The following is a 14,173-nucleotide window of genomic DNA, read 5'->3' as shown; positions in this document are numbered from 1 at the left end:
CGTGTTAGCCGTGGCGGTGCAGGGACCGGACAGTCGGGTCGGGTCGGGTCGGGTCGAGGCGCTCGTCGCTCAGTCGACGCCGCCCGCGTCGGAGAGGATAGACTCGAAGACCTTCCGCTGGGCGGTCCGGAGGTGCTGGTGGAAGGTCGGCGGCGAGACGTCCATCGCGTCGGCCACGTCCTCGCCCGCGCTCTCGCGGGGCCACTCGAAGAAGCCCCCGAAGAAGGCGGCCTCCAGGGTGCTGCGCTGGCGTTCGGTCAGGTCGGCGCCACAGAGGACGTCCGACGGCGACGCGTCGACGTCGGGGCGCTGACTCCGTCGGCGAGTCACCATCTCGGAGGCCGGATACGCACTCTGGACGGTGTTGATGACGTCTCTCGTGTCGACGCCGGGCGGGAGGTGGATCGACATGCGGTAGTCGCCGTCCTCGAAGACGGCCTCCTCGACGCGGCCGCCACGCGACGTGACTGCCCCGAGGACCGGCGGGTCGGAGAGGCGGAGTTTGAAGCGGGTCGGCTCGTCTCCATCCGTCTCGTCGCCGAGAGGCGCCATCGACTCCCACGAGGAGACCGTGTCGGTGAGCGCACGGACGACGTCGAGGTCGCCCGCGCTCGCGTGCCCGTAGACGAGGTAGTCGTCGTCCTGGAGCGGAATCGTCTCGTCGATGGCGATTCGGCACCCCGGTGACGCGTCGACGTCGAAGGTATCGAAGGCGTCGGCGATGCGGAAGTCGAGTTTGACGACCTCCTCGCTCAGCAGCGCCCGTCTGCGCTCGGTGGCGGCGATGGCGTGGCCGACGGTCTCCCCGAGTTGGGCGAGCATCCGACACTCGTCGTCCGAGAAGGCGTCGGCGCGCGTGGTGTAGACGCCGACGACACCGTACATCGTTCCCTCGTAGACGACCGGGACGGCGGCCGACGCGCGGTAGCCGTACTGGCGAGCGACGTCGCGCCACGGCTCGAACGCCGGGTCCTCGAAGACGTTCCTGACCGGGACCACCTCTTGCGAGCGGATCGCCCGCCCGGTGGGTCCCCGACCGGTCGCGTCGCCCGAGTCCGTCGAGAGCGCGACGTTCTCGATGTACCCGTCGACGCCCGCTTCGACGCGCTTGTCGATGGTCTTGGTCACGGGGTCGACCTCCGCCATCCACGCGAACTCGTAGAAGTCCGACTCGGCGAACGCCTCGCAGACGGTCCGTTCGATCTCCTCGCGGGTCGACTGGTCGATGGCGGCGTCGGTGATCTCACGGCCGACCCGGTTCAGTTTGTTGAGCGCGTCGAGGTGTTCGCGCTGCCGTTCGAGTTCCCGTTCGCGCTCCTTGCGTTCGGTGACGTCCTCGCCGATGCCGACGATGCGGTGGACGGTCCCGTCCTCGTCGCGGAGCGGGACCGCCTGTCCGAGGATCCACCGGACCGACCCGTCGGGTTGTTGGACCCGGAACTCCTCTTCGTAGCCACGCTCCGGGAGGTCAGTGTACGCCTCGCGGACGCGCTCACGGTCGTCCGGGTGGACCGCGTCGAGGAACGCGAGACCGTCGCCCGCGTACAGTTCCTCGCGGTCCCGGCCCCACACGTCCTCGTAGGCGGGGTTGACGTAGAGGAAGTCGGAGGGGTCCGCAGAACTCATCCAGACGATCTCTTCGAGGTTCTCCGCGAGCGTCCAGAACTTTCGCTCGCTCTCGCGGCGCTCGCGTTCGCGTCGTTCGCGCCCGCTGACGTCCCGGACCATGGCGAGCAAACAGTCGCGTCCGTCGAGGACGACCCGCGACGCCGAGATCTCCGTCGGGATGCGACGGCCGTCCTCCGTGAGACACGTCAGTTCGTCCGTCCACCCGGCCCCACCGTCGAAGACGCCGTCGACGAACGCACGGAACCGTTCTAGCTCGTCGGGGTGGCAGTCGGACGGCCCGAGTTCGAGGAGTTCCTCGCGCGGGTAGCCGAGGAGTTCGCAACTCGCGTCGTTGACGTCGAGAATCTCGTCGGCGTACGGGTCGAGGACGAATATCGCGTCGTTGCTGTGTTCGAAGACGGCCCGGAGGAGTTCCTCGGACCGGTCCTCGACACTCCGTTCGGACGTGGTCGTCACGGTCGCCGTCGGCGGACGCCACCAGACACGTCCGCGAGCGCCGACCTCCTTCGTCTCGAGGAACCCACGCTCGACCAGTCGGTCCAACCGGTCGTACGTACTTCTCCGACCGACGTCGACCGCGTCGGTCACTTCGCTCGTCGTCAGTGGAGCGCCTCGGCCCGCGTCGTCGAAGACGTCGAGCGTCTCGCGGAGGGCGTCGGTCAACACAGGGGAGTCACTACGCCGACGTAGTCGACGGAGCGGTATGAAGACTTCCGTCGACGGAGTGTGTCGTGGACGGTGTAACGAGCGGTAGAGGGTAGTTCGAAGCGACAACGCGAGTTCGGGTGGGGTTGACGTGCACAATTCGCGCCCGGAGTTCGGGACCGCCGGCGCGACCGTGTCTCACCACACCTACGTAGTTTGGAGGTGCGCCTTTGCCGGTCGCACCCGTACGTGAGTGTGGAGCCTGAGACGAATGGCTCTCCCCCCTCCCCTCTCAGGAAGTGAATGCGGGTTTCCCCGGACCCGCGTTCCCACTTCGTTTTCAGTCCGACGAGTGACTCGTAGGAACGGGTGTCGCTCACCGCTCAGTCGTCGCCCGGCGCGGGACCGGGGCCGTGGGTGACGTCGGCCTCGCGCCAGGTCCCGCGCTGGAACCAGAGGTACGCGACCGTGGCACCGAGCACGTTCGAGACGGCGAAGGCGAGCCAGATACCCTCCGAACCGAGCGTCCGTGCCGCGACCCAGGCGAACGGGAGGCGGAAGACGCCGAGGACCCCGACCGAGATGGTGGCGGCGGTCAGGGTCTTGCCGGCCCCGCGGAAACTCCCGTTGTAGGCGCGCATGATGCCCATGAAGCCGAAGGTGGGAGCCACGTAGCGCAGGAACGTCACGCCGACGGCGACGACGTCCGCGTCGGTAGTGAACACCGAGACGATGGGTTCGGCCCAGATCCACCCGACGAGACCGACGAGCGAGAGCACGACGAGCAGCAGTTTCGCGGCGAACCAACTCGTCTCGGCGGCGCGGTCGTAGTTGTCCGCGCCGATGTTCTGCCCGCTCATCGTCTCGACGCCGCGGGCCATCGCGATGGCCGGCATGAACACGACCGAGAGGACGCGCGTCCCGATACCGAACGCCGCGACGACGGGCGTCGGGAACAACCCGACGACGAGGAGCATGAGGTTGATGGAGACCGCCCGTCCCGTGCCCTCGACGGAGGCCGGGAGACCGATCTTGAGGATGCGCCGGGCGAAGTCGGCGTCCGGTTTCATGTCGCCGAGGTGGATCTCGACGCCGCGCACGCCGCCGAACATGATGGCGAGTCCCGCGACGAAGGCGAGTGCGCGCGAGAAGATGGTCGCGTAGGCCGCGCCTTCGAGACCCATCCGCGGGAACACCCACCACCCGAAGATGAGGAACGGGTCGAGGACGATGTTCAGCAGGACGGAGAAGAACATCACGACCATGGGCGTCACGGTGTCCCCGTAGCCGCGCATCAGCGAGATGAACATGAGGAAGCCGAACATGAAGACGAGTCCGAGCGCGATGACCCGCATGTAGTCGACGGCCAGCGGATAGACGTCGGGTGCGGCCCCGAAGAACGCCAGCAAGTCGTCGACGACGAAGTAGCCGAAGAGACCCAGGACGACCGAGGTGACGACGGAGAAGGCGATGGTCTGGGAGGCGGCGTACTCGGCCTCGCGTTCGTTACCGGCGCCGACGTTCTGGGCGACCATCACGCTGCCCGCGACGGAGAGACCCAACCCCAGCGAGATGAGGAGGAACACCATCGGGAAGGCGAAGGAGATGGCCGCCAGCGCCTCCGTGCTGTAGCGGCCGACCCAGAAGGTGTCGGCGAGGTTGTAGGCGACCTGGAAGAGGTTCGTGATGACGATCGGGATCGAGAGGAGGATCAGCGGCTTGCCGATACCGCCCTCGGTGAGGTCGAGGTCCTCCTGGCTGAACGCCTTCGAGAGCGTCTGCCGGGCGCGAGTGAGCGGGTTGCTCACTGCCCACCCTCCACTCCGACGTCGGCCGCGACGACGTTCGTCTCGACGTAGCGTTCGAGCGTCTCGCGGGTCTGTTCGACCGGCCGGCCGACCGCAACGCTCCGGGTCTGTGCCCCGCCGAAGACGGTCACGAAGAAGTCCGCCGTCCGTTCGACGTCGAGGTCGTGGCGGAAGGTGCCGTCCTCGACGCCCGCCGCGAGGACGTCCGAGACGTGCGAGCGGAGCGTGCGGTCGAACTCCTCGAGGCGCGAGCGGAACGCCTCGTCGTAGGGTCCCTGTGCCTTCATCTCCAGGACCGCGGTCCGGAACTCCCGGTTCGGCTCGTCCGACGAGGGGTCGAGGACGGTCTCGACCAGTGCGGACAGGTGCTCGCGCGGGGTCTCGCCCTCGACGTCGTCGAGGCGCGCGGTGAACGACGCCAGCAGGTCGTCGAGGAACGTGGTCAGGAGGTCGTGTTTGCTCTCGTAGTGGTAGTGGATCGACGACTTGCTCATCTCCGACTCCGCGGCGATGTCCGCCATCGTCACGTCCGCGTAGCCGTGCTTACAGAGCGCCTGGTAGGTGGCGCGCATCAACTCGTCCGCTGGTTCGTCCGACATACTGACTGACTGTGTAGTCTGACTGGCTGGTCAGTCAAGAGCGTTGTGCCTCGTCCAGCCGGTGGACAGAATCCGGTGGTCGAGTCCACATATTTTACGTGTCTGTCCCCTCCGAAATGTATGGACAACGACCAACCGTGGGAGCACGTCGACGTCCCGTTCAGTAGCACGCTGCACGACGTCGTTCGTTACGAGAATCGAGTGTACACTGTCGGGGACAGCGGCACCCTCCTCGAACGCGCGGCGGGGACGTGGTCGACACTACTCGACTCCGGCCCGACTGGCAACTCGAACGTCCTCAAATCAGTCGCCACCACGGCGGGCGGGAAGCGCGTCTGGTTCGCCGGGTCGAGCGGTTCTCTCGGCTACTTCGACGTCGAGGCCGGCGACGTCGTCGACTTCTCGGCCCCCGAAGGACAGAGCGACCAGTGGAACGACGTGCTAGTCGACGGGGAGGCCGGCAGCGAGGTCGTCCGGGTCGCGGACAACAACGGCGAGGTCGTCACGCTCCGCCTCGCCGGCAGCGAACTCGAATCGACGAACCTCGTCAAGCCGCGGTCCGCGGGTCAGTCTATCGGCGGTCTCGCCGTCGGCGACGGGCAGTTGTACGCGGTCAACACGTCGGGGAAACTCTTCGCCAGTTCCGACGGACAGACCTGGTCGGCGACCGACCTCGTCGACACCGACCTCGTCGACGTCGCTGTCAGCGGCGGGACCGTCTACGCGCTGACGGCGAGCGGTTTCGGCTACACGCACGACCCGGCCTCCGGCGAGACGCAGAAGTTCGACACCGGAATCAGTGCGACTCACACGGTCACGGCCGGACACTCGGTCGTCGTCGCCGGGACGAACGGCACGATCGCGGACCTCGTCGACGGGACGTGGGAGCGCGTCGAGACGCCGGCGTCGACCGACCTCTACGGCGTCGCTCTCGGGAAATCCGACCTCGCGGTCGGGTCGAGCGGCACGGCCATCGAACGGACGCGACCGCAGTAGGACCCGCGTCGCGGCCGCCAGTACGCCTTTCTCCCCCTCCGACGAAGCACCGTGTATGTCGAAGGCCACCTTCGAGGTGTACACGAACCACGAGGACGAGTGGCGCTGGCGACTCGTCCACGACAACGGGAACATCATCGCCGACAGCGGAGAAGGGTACGCGAGTCGGCAGAAGTGCGAGCAGGGCATCGAGAGCGTGAAGCAGAACGCACCCGGCGCCGAGATCGTCACCGTCGCCGACGAGGAGTAGTGTCGATTTTCGAAGAGGTGCGCCACCGCTTATAAACCCACTCGACTCGTGAACAGAGGTATGGAACTCGTTTGGGTCGGTGCCGGCGCCGTTCTCGTCGCGGTTCTCCTCGGCACGCTGGTCGTCCGACAACGCCGGAGCGACGTTCGACAGTCGAAGCGAGCACACGAAGCAGCACAGGAGCGTGAACCGCCGGTCGACGTCGGCGAGGAGTACGAGTTCGGCGTCACCGAGTTCACCGACCACCACTCGGGCGAACGGGTCGCCGTCGGGAAGGTCGAGGGGTTCGTCCTCTTCACCGAGGACGTCCCGAGCGACGTCTCGACGGGCGACGTGATCCGTGCGCGAGTGCTCTCGTTCAACACGGACCGGACCTCCGCGGACGCGACGTTCGTCGGCCGCGCCTGAGCGGCCGCGTCGGCCACACCCGCTAAGTCCCTCCGGACGGAAGTATCGACACCATGGACGAAGCACTCGAAGCAGTCGACGTCATCGCCGACTCCGAACTCGAAGGAGTGTTCGTCTGGCTCCTCCGAATCGTCGGCATCGTCGCCATTCTCGCGGGGCTCGGGCTGTGGCTGTTCACCGAGATGACCCTCCTCGTGCTCCCGGCAGCGTTGATCGTCGTCGGACTCGTCCTCCTGGTCGCCCCCAACATCCTACTCGCGCTCACCGAGTTCGTGTGAATCGCGACGCCGCCGACTCGCCGACGGGACGGCACCGAGCCGAACCGGGCGAAGTCGGACCACGGGAACGGAAACGCTAACGCGAATCTGAGTTACTGATTTTAGCAAATACACCCGTTCTCGGTGAGTTTATCAAACTGTATCGCCCAGTTTCTCGTAGAATGGCAAAAGCCAGGAGCCGGCCGACGCCTGCGGACTTCCCGGACCCGACGACAGCCGACCACGTCACGTACAACCCGTCGCTCGCGGACCTCCGCGAGTTCTCCGCGCACCTGGAGACGACGACGGAGTACGGGTCGGCGTCGTACGTGAGCGACTCCCGCTCGCGGAGCGCCGACCGGACGAAGAACGCCGTCGACGCCGAGTTCGACGGGGCCGACGACGCCGTCGTCGAACGCGGGGTCGAGTGGGCGTCCGACCCGACCAACGACGTGCTGTGCGTCGACCGCGTCGTCGGACGGCACCCGGAGACGTCGTTCGTCTGCCGGCTGTTCCTCCCGCGAGAGTACGGCCGCATCGCCCTCGCGTGGGCGACGCTCCTCGAACCCGCCGAGGGCGAGGAGCCGGACTTCGTCACCGCCCAGCTCCCCGACGCGACCGACGAACCCTGTATCCGCGTCCTCCCCGACGAGGGCGTCACGACGGTCCTCGGGACCGACTACACCGGCGAGGCGAAGAAGTCCTTCCTCCGCCTGTTCATGCACCGCGTGAAGCAACTCGGCGGGCTCGGTCTCCACGCCGGGAGCAAGCGCGTCACCCTCGACGACGAGGACGGCGAGCGGGAGGTCGGGCAGGTGTTCCTCGGCCTCTCGGGCACCGGGAAGTCGACGCTGACCAGCCACGGTCTCTGGCTCGACGACCCCGAGGGCGCGGAGATGCTCCAGGACGACGTCTGTGCGCTCCTCCCCTCCGGCACCGTCGCCGGCAGCGAGGGCGGCGGACTCTACATCAAGACCATCGGTCTCGGACCCGACGAACAGCCCGAACTCCACGAGGCCGCGACCGACGAGAGCGCCGTCCTCGACAACGTCGCCGTCGACGACGACGGGACGGTCCACTTCGACGAACCGCGGTACGGCCGGAACGCGCGGGCGGTCGTCCGGCGCGACCAACTGGAGAGTTCGGCCGACGACGTCGACCTCGACCAGGTCGACCAGGTGTTCTTCATCACGCGTAACCCGCTGATGCCGCCGGTCGCGAAGCTCACGGACGAGCAGGCGGCGGTCGCGTTCATGCTCGGCGAGTCCGTCGAGACGAGCGCCGGCGACCCCTCGCGTGCGGGCGAGTCCATCCGCGTCGTCGGGACGAACCCGTTCATCGTCGGCTCCGAGGGCGAGGAGGGCAACCGGTTCCGCGACCTCGTCGCCGACCTCGACGTCGACTGTTTCGTCATCAACACGGGCGTCGTCGGCACGGACGACCCCGTCGACGTGGGCGTCGAGGAGACCGTCGCCGTCCTCGAAGCCGTCGCCCGCGAGCGCGTCGAGTGGACCCACGACGGCGACCTCGACCTGACGGTCCCGGCCGAGTTGCCCGGGTTCGACGTCGACCGCTTCGTCGTCCCCGACCACGTCGAGGACTTCGAGGGAGCACGGGCCGCCCTCCGCGCGGAGCGGGTGGAGTACCTCGCGCAGTTCGAGGACCTCGACGACGACATCGCGGACGCGACGTACTGAGGTCGCGACCTCTACTTTCTTGTCAGGTCGGGACGAAGGTCCGGCCGTGTTCGACACGAAACTCCGTCAACTCCGCCGACTCGGTTACGGCTGGCTCGTCCTCCAGGGAATCGTCTCCGCCGTCGCCCCGCGGATCGGCATCCGTCTCGGGATGCAGGCCTACGGGACCGCCTTCGAGAACGTCGGCGACCTCGAACCGAAGGAGTGGTACGTCGACTCGACGCGCGCCGCCGGTGTCGGCATGGTCGTCACCGGACTGACCGGTCTCTTCCTTGAAGGCCGACGCGAAGAGTCGGACGAGAGCGCCGACACTGGGGAGCGCAACGAGACCGACGAGACCGACGAGTCCACCGACGAGACCGACGAGTCCATCGACGAGTCCGCCGACGGAGCGGTCGACGGCGACGCTGCCTGAAGGGACTGCGTATCTGGTAGCTATTTAGTCCCTGAATCTGTACCCCCGTCTATGGCGACACAACAGACGTCCTTCGTAGACGACCTCGGCATCGGCGTGTTCTTCGCCGCCGCCGTCGTCGTCGTCCTCGGTATCCTCGCAATCTGGCAAGTAGTGGGCGCGACGATGGCGACCGTCGGTCTCGTGACCGCAGTCTCGCTCCTGGCCGTGGGCGGCCTGTTCGTCCACATGCTCGAAGCCTGGACCGGGCACTGAGAAAGGACCAACCTATTTCTCGACGGCCGTCCGTGGTTCCGGCATGTTCGTCAACGAGGCGCGTCTCGCCGACGCCGCCGACGTCCTCCGGACGGGCCGCATCGCTCCGTCTTCGTACCTCGACGCCTGCCGCGACCGCTTCGACGACGTCGAACCGGACGTCGAGGCCTTCCTCCCCGAAGACGGGCGGTGGGACCGACTCGAAGCGCGCGTCGACTCGCTGGAGGACACGTTCGACGCCCCCGCCGACCGACCGCCGCTCTACGGCGTCCCGGTCGGCGTGAAGGACGTCTTCGCCGTCGACGGTCTCCCCACGAGGGCCGGGTCGGACCTCCCCCCCGAGGTGCTCGAAGCCCCCGAATCGACCGCGTGGACCCGCCTCGCCGACGCCGGGGCCGTCCCCCTCGGCAAGACCGTCACCGCGGAGTTCGCCTACTTCGCACCCGGGCCGACGCGCAATCCCCACGACCCCGGTCGGACGCCCGGCGGGTCCTCCTCGGGGAGCGCGGCGGCCGTCGCGGCCGGCCTCTGTCCCCTCGCGCTCGGGACGCAGACGGTCGGGTCGGTCGTCCGCCCGGCCGCGTTCTGCGGCGTCGTCGGCGTCAAGCCGAGTTTCGGGCGCGTCCCCACCGACGGCGTCGTCCCCGTGTCGACGTCGGTCGACCACGTCGGCTGGTTCACACAGGACGTCGCAGGTGCGGAACTCGCCGCCGCGGTCCTCTGCGACGACTGGGACACCCTCCCCGAGTCCGGGTTCCGGCCGACGCTCGGTGTCCCCGCCGAGGCGTACCTCGACCAGGCCGACGAGGTCGGCCGCCGACGGTTCGAGGCCCAACTCGACGCGCTCGACCAGGCGGGCTACGAGATCGTACGGACGGACGTGCTCGACGACGTCGAGGCCGTGAACGAGCGCCACGAACGACTGATGGCCGGCGAGATGGCGCTCGTCCACCGCGAGCGGGGGTGGTACCCCGACCACTCCGACGACTACGCCCCGGAGACACGCGACCTCGTGACCGAAGGCGACGAAGTCGGCGTCCCCGAACTCGCGGCCGGCCGACGCGGTCGCCACGACCTCCACGAAACCCTCCACGACGCGATGGACGAACACGGCATCGACGTGTGGGTCAGCCCCGCCGCACCCGGCCCTGCGCCGGAGGGCATCGACGACACGGGCGACCCGGTGATGAACCTCCCGTGGACGCACAGCGGCCTCCCGACGGTGACGCTCCCGGTCGACGAGACCGGTGAGGGCCTCCCGCTCGGTCTCCAGTGTAGTGCGCGCTTCGGCGCCGACGAAGAACTGCTCGGCTGGAGCGAACTGCTCGCCGACGACGTCGGTCTGTTGACCGAGTAGGCGAGGGAAGTCGACCGTTTACCCGCTTCAAGCCGCAGAAGTGGGACGGTCCAGCTCGGCGAGAGTGTCCGAAGAGTTCGGTGCGACGTGGATACAAGTCCGGCGTCGGAGGAAGTGAGCGAGGTCAATTGAACAGGCAGAACACTGTGCCGGACGTCGGGTTTCGTCCCAGTACCTCGGTGGATAGTTTGCCCTCACAGACAGTTCACATTAATCGAAGGAGAATGCCTGGCCCCTTCGGGGACAGAATGAATCCGACGACTGGGGCACGCTCCACGGTCAGAGCCGGATATTCCACACGCGGAAATCTGAACCTTCAAGTCGCTCTCTCGACATAGGTTACGTATGGCGAAAAAGGTCGTCACGCGAACCTACAAAGCGAGTATTCAAAACCGCTCGCAGGTCGCTGGCGATCTTGACGCCCTCGGTTTTGCCGCTTCGAAACTCTGGAATATTGGTCGCTGGACTTCCGCTCGCATCTGGGACGAGATCGGCTATATTCCAGAGCATGATGAACTCACGTCGTATCTCAAGAGTCACGAGCGCTATGATGATCTGCACTCGCAGTCAAGTCAGCGCGTTCTGCAAGAACTCGCTGAAGCGTTCCGCTCTTGGTACGGCAAGCGACAGAACGGCGATACCCGCGCGAACCCACCCGGCTACCGCAAGCGCGGTGATGAACACCCGCGCAGCACGGTCACGTTCAAAAACGCCGGCTTCAAACTCGACACGAAACACGACCACGTCCGCCTCTCGAAAGGCGACAACACCAAAGACTACTGGGCGGATTTCATCCTCTGTGAGTATCAGACTCGTCCCGATGTCGACCTTGGTGACGTCACGAGCGTCCAGCAGGTTCGGGCAGTCTGGACGGGCGACGAGTGGGAACTACACTTCGTCTGTAAACGCGAACTCGACGTGCCCAACGCTCCCGGCGAGCAAACTACCGGGATCGATCTCGGCATTTGTACGTTCGCGACACTCGCCTACGAGGACGAGACTGCAGAACTCTACCCGCTCGACTGTCTCAAAGAAGACGGCTACTACTTCGGGAAACGTATCGCCCGCTCCGATGATTCAACCTCGACACGGGTCGAGCGTCTCCATCGGAAGTGGTCGAATCGACGAACGCACTACTTCCACACGCTCGCCAAGCATATCGTCGACCGATGCGTCGAGAAAGGAATCGGGCAAATCGCGATCGGCGATCTCGAAGGCGTTCGTGAGGACGAGGCTGGTGAAGCCAAGAATTGGGGGCCACACGGCAATCTCGACCTCCACGGATGGGCGTTCGATCGGTTCACGAACCTGCTCACCTACAAAGCCGAGATGCACGGTATCGCGGTCGAACAGGTCGATGAACGTAGGACATCCCGAACCTGCTCGTGTTGCGGGCGTGAAGACGACTCGAATCGTGTCGAACGCGGTCTGTATGTTTGTGACAAGTGCGATCTCGTCGCGAACGCAGACGTGAATGGCGCAGAAAATATCCGGAAAGTACCTCTGAATCCAGCGGACAGTTCGTCCGGGGATAGGAGTAACGGCTGGTTGGCACAGCCATCGGTGTACCAGTTCGACCAGACAAGCGGTGTATTCACACCGCGAGAACAAGCCGCACCGTAAACCACAATATCCCAACGCTCGGGAACCCCCGCCTTCAGGCGGGGGAGGATGTCAATGGCATTGGTGGTGTGAGGAATTCAACGTAATGGCTATCTGTAGTCTCTCGAAGCAGTCACTTCCACCGACTATCCACCCGAAGAGTCCGACAATTTTCCCGTGACGGTCGACTCGAAAAAACTGGGTCGTCCGAACGGTCAGGCGACGAACTCTTTCTGGAAGGAGAGCAACTCGGTGAAGTCTTCGCGAGTCACTGCGCCGACGGTCTCGTCGTCGACCTCGACGAAGGCGACACCGCGACGGTCGCCGGCGAGCGTGGCCAGCGCCTCGAATGCGTCGTCGTCGGGTGTGAGACGCGGGTGGTCGGTGACCATGACGTCGGAGACGCGCATCGCCTCGCGGTCGATCTTCGAGGCGCGCTGGAGATCGGCCATCGAGACCGTACCGACGACGCGGCCGTGCTCCTCGACCAAGAAGAGTTGCTTGCGCGTCCGCATCAGTTCGTCGACGAACTCGTTCAGCGACGCGTCGGCGTCGATGGTCGGCTTCTCGACCGTCGTGACGTCGCGGACGGTCAGGCCTTCGAGCGCGGCGTCGAGCGCGACGGTCCGCGACTCGGAGGTGGCCGCGCCGTAGACGAACAGCGCGAGCAGGAGCATCATCGGGCTGAACGAGAGGACGCCCACCACCGCGAAGCCGACGGCGAACAGCGTGCCGACGCGGGCGGCGCGGCGGGTGGCGACCGGGTAGGGTTGGCTCCGGGCGAGGAGTGCGCGGAGGACGCGCCCGCCGTCCATCGGGAACGCGGGCAGCATGTTGAACACCGCGAGCAGCAGGTTCGTCACGACCGCCCACCCGAAGACGAAGGCGAGTATCGGCGTCGACGCCGGGAGGACGAGGACCACGAGGTAGGCGGCCGCGGCGACGAGGACGCTCGTCACGGGGCCGGCGAGCGCGATCCAGAGTTCGCGGTTCCACTCCTTGGGCATCTCCGAGAGGGCGGCGAGACCGCCGAGGATCCAGAGCGTGATGGACTCCGTCTGGATGCCGTAGCGCATCGCCGCCCACGAGTGGCCGAGTTCGTGGATGGCGACGCTGGTGAACAACGCGACCGCGGCGCCGACGCCGACGATCCAGGGAGTGTTGCCGGCTTGGAGGGTCGCCGGGTCGAGTGCCGTCGGCGCGAACGTGTTGATGTACGACGTGTACACCTCGATCTGCGTCCCGCTGCCGATGAGCCACGCGAGCACCGGCAAGAAGACGAGCAAGGAGATGTTGACGCGGATGGGGATGTCCCAGACGCGTCCAATCGTGTAGTTTCGCATCTCCAACCTGCTACTCGGGCGGGCCGGTAAAGGGTACCGCCTGCCTCTGCTGAGTGACGAGCGTCGGAACCGCGTTCTACTCCAGCGACTCCGGCGGGGTCGGGAGTGCCTCGTGGTGCTCGCGGTCGTGGGCGAGGTAGCAGTCGGCGTCCTCCCGGCGAACGAGGTCGCGGAGGCGACGCGTCGACCGGAGCGCCTCCTCCGTGTCCCACGCGAAGGGCGGTTGGAGGTCGCGCTCGACCGCCTCGTCGGTGAACGCGACGTCGCCGCCGAGGACGACGGTGCCCGCCTCGTCGAGTTCGACGACGACCGACTGGTGACCGGCGGTGTGTCCGGGCGTCGGGACGCACTCGACGCTCCCGTCGCCGAAGAGGTCGTGGTGGCCCTCGATGGCGGTCACGTCGAACTCCGGCGACCGGAGGACGCCGAAGTCGCCCTCGACGTAGAGTTTCCGCTGGATGGGGTCGGCGGGCCACCACGCGTACGCGAGTTCGTCCTGCTGGACGAGGAACTCCGCCTCGGGGAAGGAGTCGACGTCGCCCGCGTGGTCGAGGTGGAGGTGGGTCATCACGACGAAGTCGACGTCTTCGGGGTCGACGCCGACGTCGCGAATCTGCTCGCTGGCGGGCCGGAACTCCTCGGTGTGGATCTCGTCGGCGGCGAACGCTTCGAAGTGTGGCGCGCCGTAGGCGCCGTACTCCGCGGGGTTCTCGACGAGGTCGTGGCTCACGCCCGTGTCCACGAGCACCGTCGCCTCGGGGTGGTCTATCAGGTAGAACGGGCACAGCGAGGGGTAGGAGTCACCCGGACGCTGGAGGCGCATCATCGAACTGTACTCGTACTCCCAGTCGCCGCTGTTGAAGGCGTAGAGTTCGACCGAGTCGCCCATGTGCGGCGGTGCGAGCGGCGACC

Annotated in this window: 13 protein-coding genes and 1 pseudogene; 9 read left to right on the top strand and 5 right to left on the bottom strand. The window is 66.6% G+C overall.

Translation table 11 applies throughout. The annotated features are described in order from the left end of the window. Nucleotides 1-69 precede the first annotated feature (69 nt). The 3 genes from P0Y33_RS01240 to P0Y33_RS01230 form a co-directional block, all read right to left on the bottom strand. Nucleotides 70-2,295, bottom strand: coding sequence for a PAS domain S-box protein (locus P0Y33_RS01240; RefSeq protein WP_279528763.1), 2,226 nt, complete (start codon nt 2,293-2,295; stop codon nt 70-72). A gap of 362 nt (nt 2,296-2,657) precedes the next feature. Then, nucleotides 2,658-4,082 carry an MATE family efflux transporter gene (locus tag P0Y33_RS01235; protein WP_279528762.1) on the bottom strand — a complete coding sequence of 475 codons (1,425 nt, stop codon included), beginning with the start codon at nt 4,080-4,082 and terminating at the stop codon, nt 2,658-2,660. Further along, on the bottom strand, nt 4,079-4,681 hold the full coding sequence (locus P0Y33_RS01230) for a TetR/AcrR family transcriptional regulator (protein WP_279528761.1): 603 nt from the start codon (nt 4,679-4,681) through the stop codon (nt 4,079-4,081). Before P0Y33_RS01230 ends, P0Y33_RS01235 begins: the two co-directional genes overlap by 4 nt. A gap of 120 nt (nt 4,682-4,801) precedes the next feature. On the opposite strand from P0Y33_RS01230, the gene P0Y33_RS01225 reads away from it, so the two are divergent. From P0Y33_RS01225 to P0Y33_RS01185, 9 genes and pseudogenes are all read left to right on the top strand, one after another. Continuing rightward, the gene (locus P0Y33_RS01225) at nt 4,802-5,677 is read left to right on the top strand and encodes a PQQ-binding-like beta-propeller repeat protein (protein ID WP_279528760.1); all 876 of its coding nucleotides are present in this window, start codon (nt 4,802-4,804) and stop codon (nt 5,675-5,677) included. 58 nt (nt 5,678-5,735) lie between these two features. Further along, nucleotides 5,736-5,927: pseudogene (locus P0Y33_RS01220) on the top strand (HVO_2922 family protein); the annotation flags it as partial. A gap of 60 nt (nt 5,928-5,987) precedes the next feature. Beyond that, entirely contained in the window at nt 5,988-6,335 is a 348-nt protein-coding gene (locus P0Y33_RS01215) for a hypothetical protein (protein ID WP_279528758.1), read from the top strand. Nucleotides 6,336-6,388: 53 nt separating this feature from the next. Further along, nucleotides 6,389-6,613, top strand: a complete 225-nt coding sequence (locus P0Y33_RS01210; RefSeq protein ID WP_279528757.1) for a hypothetical protein — start codon at nt 6,389-6,391, stop codon at nt 6,611-6,613. Nucleotides 6,614-6,774: 161 nt separating this feature from the next. Further along, nucleotides 6,775-8,289, top strand: coding sequence for a phosphoenolpyruvate carboxykinase (ATP) (locus P0Y33_RS01205; RefSeq protein ID WP_279528756.1), 1,515 nt, complete (start codon nt 6,775-6,777; stop codon nt 8,287-8,289). Between the two features lie 46 nt (nt 8,290-8,335). Continuing rightward, nucleotides 8,336-8,704: a hypothetical protein gene (locus P0Y33_RS01200; protein ID WP_279528755.1), complete on the top strand. Its 369-nt coding sequence runs from the start codon at nt 8,336-8,338 to the stop codon at nt 8,702-8,704. A 51-nt stretch (nt 8,705-8,755) separates the two neighbouring features. Beyond that, on the top strand, nt 8,756-8,959 hold the full coding sequence (locus P0Y33_RS01195; RefSeq protein ID WP_279528754.1) for a hypothetical protein: 204 nt from the start codon (nt 8,756-8,758) through the stop codon (nt 8,957-8,959). Between the two features lie 43 nt (nt 8,960-9,002). Then, the gene (locus tag P0Y33_RS01190) at nt 9,003-10,316 is read left to right on the top strand and encodes an amidase (RefSeq protein WP_279528753.1); all 1,314 of its coding nucleotides are present in this window, start codon (nt 9,003-9,005) and stop codon (nt 10,314-10,316) included. Between the two features lie 345 nt (nt 10,317-10,661). Further along, nucleotides 10,662-11,939: an RNA-guided endonuclease InsQ/TnpB family protein gene (locus tag P0Y33_RS01185; RefSeq protein WP_279528752.1), complete on the top strand. Its 1,278-nt coding sequence runs from the start codon at nt 10,662-10,664 to the stop codon at nt 11,937-11,939. Nucleotides 11,940-12,133: 194 nt separating this feature from the next. Here P0Y33_RS01185 and P0Y33_RS01180 read toward each other — a convergent pair whose 3' ends face one another. Both P0Y33_RS01180 and P0Y33_RS01175 read right to left on the bottom strand, forming a co-directional pair. Then, a complete protein-coding gene (locus tag P0Y33_RS01180; RefSeq protein ID WP_279528751.1) occupies nt 12,134-13,261 on the bottom strand; it encodes a site-2 protease family protein in 1,128 nt (375 codons plus the stop codon). Nucleotides 13,262-13,337: 76 nt separating this feature from the next. Continuing rightward, nucleotides 13,338-14,150, bottom strand: coding sequence for an N-acyl homoserine lactonase family protein (locus P0Y33_RS01175; RefSeq protein ID WP_279528750.1), 813 nt, complete (start codon nt 14,148-14,150; stop codon nt 13,338-13,340). Nucleotides 14,151-14,173: the final 23 nt, after the last annotated feature.

Origin of the sequence: Halospeciosus flavus (assembly GCF_029814175.1) — an archaeon.
Lineage (GTDB): Archaea > Halobacteriota > Halobacteria > Halobacteriales > Halobacteriaceae > Halospeciosus > Halospeciosus flavus.
Note: the sequence above shows the minus strand (reverse complement) of the source record. Positions and strands in the feature narration are given on the sequence as shown.